The organism is Achromobacter sp., from assembly GCF_057314935.1.
The window spans coordinates 1-7784 of sequence record NZ_DBHKZA010000142.1; the positions used below are offsets into that span (position 1 = coordinate 1).

General features: G+C 69.2%; 10 protein-coding genes. 7 read left to right on the top strand and 3 right to left on the bottom strand.

What is annotated here, in order from left to right; all coding sequences use genetic code 11:
• Nucleotides 1-513 (top strand): lytic transglycosylase domain-containing protein (locus ACO6D5_RS28775; protein ID WP_485827282.1); only part of this gene is annotated, 513 nt, incomplete at its 5' end.
• A 57-nt stretch (nucleotides 514-570) separates the two neighbouring features.
• Here the strand turns inward: ACO6D5_RS28775 and hemL are convergent.
• From hemL to ACO6D5_RS28790, 3 genes are read right to left on the bottom strand one after another with little or no spacing between them, the layout of a single operon-like run.
• On the bottom strand, nucleotides 571-1848 hold the full coding sequence (hemL, locus tag ACO6D5_RS28780) for a glutamate-1-semialdehyde 2,1-aminomutase (RefSeq protein WP_315846805.1): 1278 nt from the start codon (nucleotides 1846-1848) through the stop codon (nucleotides 571-573).
• 5 nt (nucleotides 1849-1853) lie between these two features.
• Nucleotides 1854-2519: a thiamine phosphate synthase gene (gene thiE, locus ACO6D5_RS28785; RefSeq protein ID WP_485827283.1), complete on the bottom strand. Its 666-nt coding sequence runs from the start codon at nucleotides 2517-2519 to the stop codon at nucleotides 1854-1856.
• On the bottom strand, nucleotides 2516-3325 hold the full coding sequence (locus tag ACO6D5_RS28790) for a hydroxymethylpyrimidine/phosphomethylpyrimidine kinase (RefSeq protein ID WP_348984402.1): 810 nt from the start codon (nucleotides 3323-3325) through the stop codon (nucleotides 2516-2518). The genes thiE and ACO6D5_RS28790 overlap by 4 nt, the downstream gene beginning before the upstream one ends.
• A 156-nt stretch (nucleotides 3326-3481) precedes the next feature.
• Here ACO6D5_RS28790 and ACO6D5_RS28795 point away from each other — a divergent pair, with 156 nt between their 5' ends.
• From ACO6D5_RS28795 to ACO6D5_RS28820, 6 genes are all read left to right on the top strand, one after another.
• Complete coding sequence (locus tag ACO6D5_RS28795; RefSeq protein WP_003814980.1) at nucleotides 3482-3646, top strand: rubredoxin; 165 nt, start codon at nucleotides 3482-3484, stop codon at nucleotides 3644-3646.
• Nucleotides 3647-3799: 153 nt separating this feature from the next.
• Entirely contained in the window at nucleotides 3800-4387 is a 588-nt protein-coding gene (locus ACO6D5_RS28800) for a YqgE/AlgH family protein (protein WP_315846807.1), read from the top strand.
• On the top strand, nucleotides 4380-4781 hold the full coding sequence (gene ruvX / locus ACO6D5_RS28805) for a Holliday junction resolvase RuvX (RefSeq protein WP_485827284.1): 402 nt from the start codon (nucleotides 4380-4382) through the stop codon (nucleotides 4779-4781). Before ACO6D5_RS28800 ends, ruvX begins: the two co-directional genes overlap by 8 nt.
• A gap of 21 nt (nucleotides 4782-4802) precedes the next feature.
• Entirely contained in the window at nucleotides 4803-5726 is a 924-nt protein-coding gene (locus ACO6D5_RS28810; RefSeq protein WP_485827285.1) for an aspartate carbamoyltransferase, read from the top strand.
• On the top strand, nucleotides 5723-7033 hold the full coding sequence (locus ACO6D5_RS28815; RefSeq protein ID WP_485827286.1) for a dihydroorotase: 1311 nt from the start codon (nucleotides 5723-5725) through the stop codon (nucleotides 7031-7033). Before ACO6D5_RS28810 ends, ACO6D5_RS28815 begins: the two co-directional genes overlap by 4 nt.
• Complete coding sequence (locus ACO6D5_RS28820) at nucleotides 7030-7773, top strand: lysophospholipid acyltransferase family protein (RefSeq protein WP_315846811.1); 744 nt, start codon at nucleotides 7030-7032, stop codon at nucleotides 7771-7773. Before ACO6D5_RS28815 ends, ACO6D5_RS28820 begins: the two co-directional genes overlap by 4 nt.
• The last annotated feature ends 11 nt before the right edge of the window (nucleotides 7774-7784 follow it).

Genomic DNA, 7784 nt, shown 5'->3' on the forward strand with positions numbered 1-7784 from the left:
AACGGCATCAAGGCCTGCCTGGACTGTCCGCCGCAGGCGGGCGACGGGGCGCGGCTGGCATCGCTTGCGCCCACTTCCCGGGCCCTGCGCTGGGGCGATGCCAAACCGTCCACTGCCCACGACGGGCTGATCGCCCGCGCGGCGCAGGATTCCGGCGTGGACGGGGCGTTGCTGACCGCCGTCATTGCGATCGAATCGGGGTTCCGCAGCGATGCGCGCTCGCCCAAGGGGGCGTTGGGCCTGATGCAGTTGATGCCGGCGACGGCGGCGTCGGTGCTGTCCGTGGACGATATCGAGCGGGCGCTGGTGGATCCGGCAACGAACGTGCGGGCCGGGTCGCGCCATCTGCGCCGGCTGATCGACCAGTATCCCGGCCGCCTGGACCTGGCGCTGGCCGCCTACAACGCGGGGGAAGGGGCGGTGCGCAAGTACGACGCCGTGCCGCCTTACGCGGAAACCCAAGCCTATGTCCGAGACGTGACGGCGCTCTACGAGCGCTACAAGGCGCCCTGAGCCGGAACATGCCGGCCGGGCGCCTTGCAAGGCGGCCCGGGCCGGCACGTCCGCCGCTTACATCGCGGCGAAAACCTTTTCGGCGATGTCCAGGGTGGACGTGATCACGGCGTCGTCGTGCGTGGCCGACACGAAGCCCGCTTCGAACGCGGACGGCGCGAAATGCACGCCGTGGTCCAGCATGGCGTGGAAAAAGCGGTTGAACGCCGCCGTGTCGCACTGCGAGACTTCCGCGAACGAGGTCGGCACCTGGTTGCTGAAATAGATGCCGAACATGCCGCCCACGGAATCGGCCGAGAAGGCCAGGCCTGCGGCGCGGGCGCGCTCTTGGAGGCCTTGGGCCAGCTTGGCGGTCTGGGCCGACAGCTTGTCGTAGAAGCCGGGCGCGGCGATGAGGCGCAGCGTGGCCAGGCCGGCGGCCACCGCCACCGGGTTGCCCGACAGCGTGCCCGCCTGGTACACGCCGCCCAGCGGGGCGATGTGCTTCATGACTTCGGCGCTGCCGCCGAAGGCGCCCACCGGCATGCCGCCGCCAATCACCTTGGCCAGCGTGGTGATGTCCGGCTTCACGCCGGTCAGGCCCTGCACGCCTTGCGGGCCGACGCGGAAGCCGGTCATCACTTCGTCGAAAATCAGCAGCGCGCCATGCTGCGTGCAGACCTCGCGCAGGCCTTCCAGGAAGCCCGCCGCCGGCTTGATCAGGTTCATGTTGCCGGCCACCGGCTCCACGATGATGCAGGCGATGTCGGCGCCGTGCTGGGCGAAGGCCTGGCGCACGGCGTCCAGGTTGTTGTATTCGAGGGTCAGCGTGTGCGACACGAATTCCGGCGGCACGCCGGCCGAGCTGGGGTTGCCGAAGGTCAGCAGGCCCGAGCCGGCCTTGACCAGCAGGCTGTCCGAATGGCCGTGGTAGCAGCCTTCGAACTTCACGATCTTGGCGCGGCCCGTGGCGCCGCGCGCCAGGCGGATCGCCGTCATGGTGGCTTCGGTGCCCGAGCTGACCAGGCGCACCTGCTCCAGCGAGGGCAGGCGCGAAATCAGCACTTCGGCCAGTTCGATCTCGGCTTCGGTCGGGGCGCCGAACGACAGGCCGTTGACGGCCGCTTCCTGCACGGCGCGCACCACGTCGGGGTGCGAGTGGCCCAGGATGGCCGGGCCCCAGGAGCCCACGTAATCGATGTATTGTTTGTCTTCCGCGTCCCACACGTACGGGCCTTGCGCGCGCTTGATGAAGCGCGGCGTGCCGCCCACGGAGCGGAAAGCGCGCACGGGCGAGTTGACGCCGCCGGGGATGCTGCGGCAGGCGCGTTCGAAAAGCTGTTCGTTACGGGACATGGCGTTCAAGGCTTGCGGTTGAGGTTGGCGGAAAAGGGCGCGGAGCAGGCCGCTGCGGCGGCTCGGATGCTGGGCGCTTCGAAAAGTCCGGTGATGACGGCGATGGAATCGGCGCCCGCCTGGGCCAGCAGCGGCGCGTTGTCCGCGGTGATGCCGCCGATGGCGACCACCGCGGGCCGGGGCGCGTCGCGCTCTTCGACCAGGCGGCGGGCTTCGGTCAGCACCGACAGCGGCGCGCGCACGGTGTCCGGCTTGACGGTGGATGCGAACATCGCGCCGAAGGCGATGTAGTCGGCGCCGGCATCCAGCAGTTCGCGGGCGCGGACCAGGTCGTCGTAGCTGGAGCCGCCCAGGATCAGGTCGGGGCCGGCTTCGGCGCGGATGCGCGCCAGGCTTTCGTCTTCGCGGCCCACGTGCGCGCCGTCGGCGCCGACGTCCAGCGCCAGGCGCCAGTCGTCATTGATCAGGAACACCACGCCCAGTTCGCGGCAGAGCGGAGCCAGCGCGCGCGCCTGTTCGGCGCGCACCGAGTCCGGCACGTTCTTGCGGCGCAGCTGCAGCGAACGCATGCCGCCGTCGGCGGCCTTGCGCACGGCCTGCATCAGGCGTTCGGTATCGTCCCATTCAGGGGTGACGCCGTAGAGGCCGGCGGGGAATCGCAGCGGTTTCATTGCGGTTGGATCCGGTTGGGGATGCGCCGGCCCATGCCCGGCAGGAAGCTGGCGGCCACCGACGCGTCGGCATGCGCCAGGCCCTGGCGCACGGCCTCGGGCATTTCCAGCCCGCGGGCCAGCATGGCGGTGATGGCGGTGGCGGCCAGGCCGCCGGCGTCGCCGTTGCGGTCGGGGGGCGCCTGCCACGGCCAGGTATGGGTCTGGCCGCTGGGGCCCAGCAACACGTTGGCGTAATGGCCGGGCCGCTGCGGGCTGCCCAGCACCAGGACCCATTCGGCGCCCGCCGCCACCAGGGCGTGCATGGGCGTCGGTGCGTCCCCGATATCGATGTCGCCGTCGGCGTGCCACTGCGCCAAGCGCAGGTGCTCGATGACCAGCAGGTCGGTTTGCGGCAGCACCAGTTCCAGCGTGGCGGCCAACAGGTCGTCGGCGTCGTCCTCGTCCGCGGCGTCCGCGGGCAAGGGGGCGCGCTGACCCAGGTGCAGCACCAGCGGCACCTGGCTGTAGTCGGCCGCGACCTGGGCGGCGACGCTTGCCGTTTCAGCGGTGTATAGTCCGCCCACCTTGATGGCCTGCACGGACATGTCTTCCAGCAGGCAGCGGGCCTGATCGTCCAGCAGGTCGGGCGAAACGGGATGGATTTCTTCGATGCCGGCAGTGTCCTGCACGGTCAGCGCGGTCACGGCCGCCAGGCCATGACAGCCCAGGCGGGCGCAGGTGACGGCATCCGCGGGCAAGCCGTCGGATCCCGAGGGATCGAGCGGGCCGAAGACCAAAACGAGAGGGGGAGTAACGGGGGCCACGTGGACAGCGCTTGAGTGAGGGTACCCGGACTCATTTTGAGGTGAATCAGGGGAACCCCTATTGGGTTTCGGTAAGATTGTCCCCATTCTAATGGAAGCCCCCCACCTTTGCCCCGCCACGGGGACCACGGTCGGGAATTGATGTAAGAGAGAACTATGCGTACTTGGATGTGTCTGATTTGTGGCTGGGTCTATGACGAAGAGGCCGGCCTGCCCGACGAAGGTATTGCTCCCGGCACCCGCTGGGAAGATGTGCCGCCGAACTGGGTCTGTCCTGAATGCGGCGCCCGCAAAGAGGACTTTGAATTGATGGAAATCTGAACCCGATCCGCTGACCTATTCCGCCAGGGCTCGTAAGATGGGGCAAGCCCCCATCCCTCGTAACCGCAGGACGGTCTGCCGCCAGGCAAGCAGGGCCGCGCATGACGCGCGCCCCGTCCACGGTTCTTTCAGACTACCCATGAAGGGGTTGCCATGACGGAAAAACACCACGAAGCCGCCTCGACGCAGGCGGCCAACTTTGCCAACCAGTTCCTGATCGCCATGCCGGGCATGGTCGAGGGCAGCCTGGCCGGTTCTGTCATCTACGTATGCGAACACACCGAGCGCGGCGCGCTGGGCCTGGTCATCAACCGGCCCACCGACCTGACGCTGGGCACCCTGTTCGAGCGCATTGAACTGACGCTTGAGATCGGCCCGGTCAAGGACACGCTGGTTTTCTTTGGCGGCCCGGTGCAGACCGACCGCGGCTTTGTGCTGCACGCGCCTGCGGGCGACTACAGTTCCAGCATCAAGATGGGCGCGATGGCGCTGACGACTTCACGCGACGTCCTGCAGGCCGTGGCCGAAGGCAACGGGCCCGCCCGCATGCTGGTCACGCTGGGGTACGCCGGCTGGGGCGCGGGCCAACTGGAAAGCGAAATGGGCCAGAACGCCTGGCTCAGCGTCGGCGCCGACGACCACATCATTTTCGACGTGCCTCCGGAAGACCGCTACCCTGCCGCGCTGAAGCTGCTGGGCATCGATCCGGTCATGCTGGCGGGCGACGCGGGCCATGCCTGAAGAGACGCTGCTTGCCTTTGACTTCGGCGAAAAGAAGATCGGCATCGCCATCGGCAACACGCTGACACGCCAGGCGCGTCCGCTGGAAATCATCTTCAGCGAACTGCGCGACGCGCGTTTCGGCCGCATTGCGGCGCTGCTGCAGGAATGGCAGCCGCACCGCGTGGTCGTGGGGCTGGCGCTGGACGCCGACGGCTGCGAGCAGCCTGCCACCGCGCGTTGCCGGCGCTTCGCCAACCAGCTGCATGGCCGCTTCGGCGTCGCCGTCGAACTGGTCGACGAACGGGGCTCCAGCATGGAGGCCCAGCGCCTGCTGGGTACGCATGCGGCCGACGACGCGATGGCCGCGGCTGTTATTCTCCAACGATACCTCGACACCCTGCCTGCGTCCTGAAGCACGCGGCCTGGCCTGCCTATGCTCAATCCGCAACTTGATCGCCGCGGCGAACTCATTCATCTGCTGACAACGGAAGGGTTGCCGCGGCGCCATGTCGAGCGCCTGCTCGACGCGGCGCGCGCGTGGGCCGCAGGCGAGGCGCCGGCTGCCACGCCGCAGCCCGTGTTCCTTTCCCTGCCCGACGACCCCGCCTGCCGCGACGCCTACGCCGACGCGGCTACGCGCCTGTCGCTGCTGCCTGTCGTCCTGGATGCGCAAGACGCCGGTTCCGAGCCGGGCGATGCGCTGGCCCAGACCGTATCAGGCCTGGCGCCGGGCATCCTGGTGCTGCGCCATGCTTCCAGCGGCGCAGCCCATTGCGCGGTCGCCCACGCGGCGCCGGGGCTGCACGTCATCAACGCCGGCGACGGCCAGCATGCGGACCCGCTGCCGGCCCTGGCGTTGGTCCAGGCGATGCAGGACATCAAGCAAGACCTGACGAACCTGGCCGTGACACTGGTGGGCGACATCCGGCATTCGCCGGTGGCGCGTTCGGTCATCCACGCCATGACCACCCTGGGCGTGCCCGAAGTGCGCGCCGTCGCGCCGCGCACGCTCTTGCCGGACAGCCTGCCGCAATTGGGCGTGCGCGCCTGCGCCAGCCTGCAGGAAGGCCTGCAGGATGCCGACGTGGTCATCGTGCTGCCCCTGGGCGTTGAACGCATCAGCGGCGCGCTGCTGCCGTCCGCCCGGGAGTACGCCCAGGCCTATGGCGTGACGCCGGCTGCGCTGGCCGCCGCCAAGCCCGACGCATTGGTGCTGCCGGCCGGCGCGCTGACGCCCGGCGTGGAAGTGGATGGCGACGTGGCCGCCAGCCTGCCGCCCGTCGAGGCCCGATTGGCCGGCTTGCTGCAAAATTTGCGCCTGGCCGCCTTGGGCGTGCTGGCCGGAGACGCGCCATGAGGCTGCACATCGCCAACGGCCGCCTGATCGATCCCGCGAACGGCGTGGACGGGCGGCACGACATCTATACGGCCGACGGCCGCGTGGTGGCCGTGGGGGCGGCGCCGGACGGCTTCCAGGCTGACCGAGTGCTGGATGCCGGCGGCTTGGCCGTGCTGCCGGGCCTGATCGATGTGTCCGCCCGGGTCTTGCAGCCCGCAGGGGCTGGCAGCGTGGCCACGGGGTCCGCGTTTGCGCCGGCCGAGTTGCGCGCGGCGCTTGCTGGCGGCGTGACCCGCCTGGTGCTGCCGCCCGAGGCCGATGCCGCGCTGGACGAACCGGGCAAGGTCGACGCCCTGATGCGTCAGGCCGAGGCCGGGCAGGTCCGCGTGCACCCGCTGGGCGCGATGACCGTGGGCCTGGCCGGCGAGACGCTGGCGGAAATGGGCCTGCTTGCCCAGGCGGGCTGCATCGCCTTTGCCCCGGGCGAGCACGGCATTGCCGATACGCGGGTGCTGTGGGGCGCCATGCGCTACGCCAGGGGAACGGACCGCACGTTGTGGCTGCGCCCGCAGGATCCCTGGCTGGCGCGCGGCGCGGTCGCGGCCAGCGGCGCCTACGCCGAGCGCCTGGGGCTGGAAGGCCTGCCGCCGCAGGCGGAAACGGTGGCGCTGCAAACGATTTTCGAGCTTCAGCGCGCCACTGGCGCCCGCGTGCACGTGACCCGCTTGTCCACGGCAGCCGGGCTGGAACTGCTGCGCGCGGCCAAGCGCGAAGGGCTGCCCGTCACCGCCGACGTGTCGGCCCACAACTTGCACCTGACGGACGTCGACATCGGCTTTTTCGATACGAATTTCCATTTGTCGCCGCCGCTGCGCGGCCAGCGCGACCGTGACGCCATCCACGCGGCGCTGGCCGACGGACTGGTCGACGCCTTGTGTTCGGATCACACGCCGGTAGACAGCCGGGCCAAGGCGGTGCCATTCCCGGCCTCCGCGCCGGGCGCGACGGCGTTGGAACTGCTGCTGTCGCTGACGCTGAAGTGGGTGCGCGACCGTCGCCTGCCGCTGATCGACGCGTTGGCCCGGGTGACCGCGGGTCCGGGCGCCGTGCTCGGCCGCATGACGCCGGACGCCGCGCAGGCGGGCCAGTTGGGCGTGGGGGCGCCGGCGGACCTGTGCCTGGCCGACCTGGACGCCGAATGGCTGGTGATGCCGGCAGCGCTGCAAAGCCGCAGCGCCCACACGCCGTTCGCGGGTATGATGCTGCCCGGTCGGGTACGCGCCACCGTGGTCGGTGGCCGGCTGGCCTGGGAGACTTCAGTTTGAAGCTGCTGCGCTTTGTCCTACGGCTGGCACTGGTGCTGCCCTTGATTGTTTTCGGTCTGTTTTGCGTGGGAGCGGTCTACCCGTTTCTCCGTCCCAAATCCCGTGCCTGGTTGAACCGCACGTGGTCCCGGGCATTGATGGCGGCCTGTGGGCTGCGGGTCGTCTTCAAAGGCGAGCCGCGTTTGACGGGTCCGGTGCTGCTGGTGGCGAACCACGTTTCCTGGATCGACATCTTCGTCCTGAACTCCGCGCGCGCGACGTCTTTCGTGGCCAAGAGCGAAATCCGCAGCTGGCCGGTGATCGGCTGGCTGGTGGCGGGCGCAGGCACGCTGTTCATCGAACGCGGCCAACGCCACGCGGTGCACGCCATGGGGGAGTCGATGCAGGCCCGCTTCAAGCAGGGCGATGCGGTGGGACTTTTCCCGGAAGGCACAACGACCGAAGGCTTCGACCTGCTTCCTTTCCATGCAAGCCTGTTCGAGCCGGCGCGCTCAGCGGCGGTGGAAATCCAACCCGTGGCGTTGCGGTTTTTGCGTGACGGCAAGCGCGACGGATTCGCGGCGTTTGTCGGCGAAGAAAGCCTGGTGGCGAATCTTTGGCGCGTGATGGGGACGACCGGATTGTCTGTCGAGGTGGTGTTTTTGCCTGTGTTGGCGGCGAGACACGCAGACGGGAGTTTGCCGACGCGGCTGGAGTTGTCGCATCAGGCTCGGGATGCGATTCTTGGGGTGCTTACTTAAGTGGTTCTTTT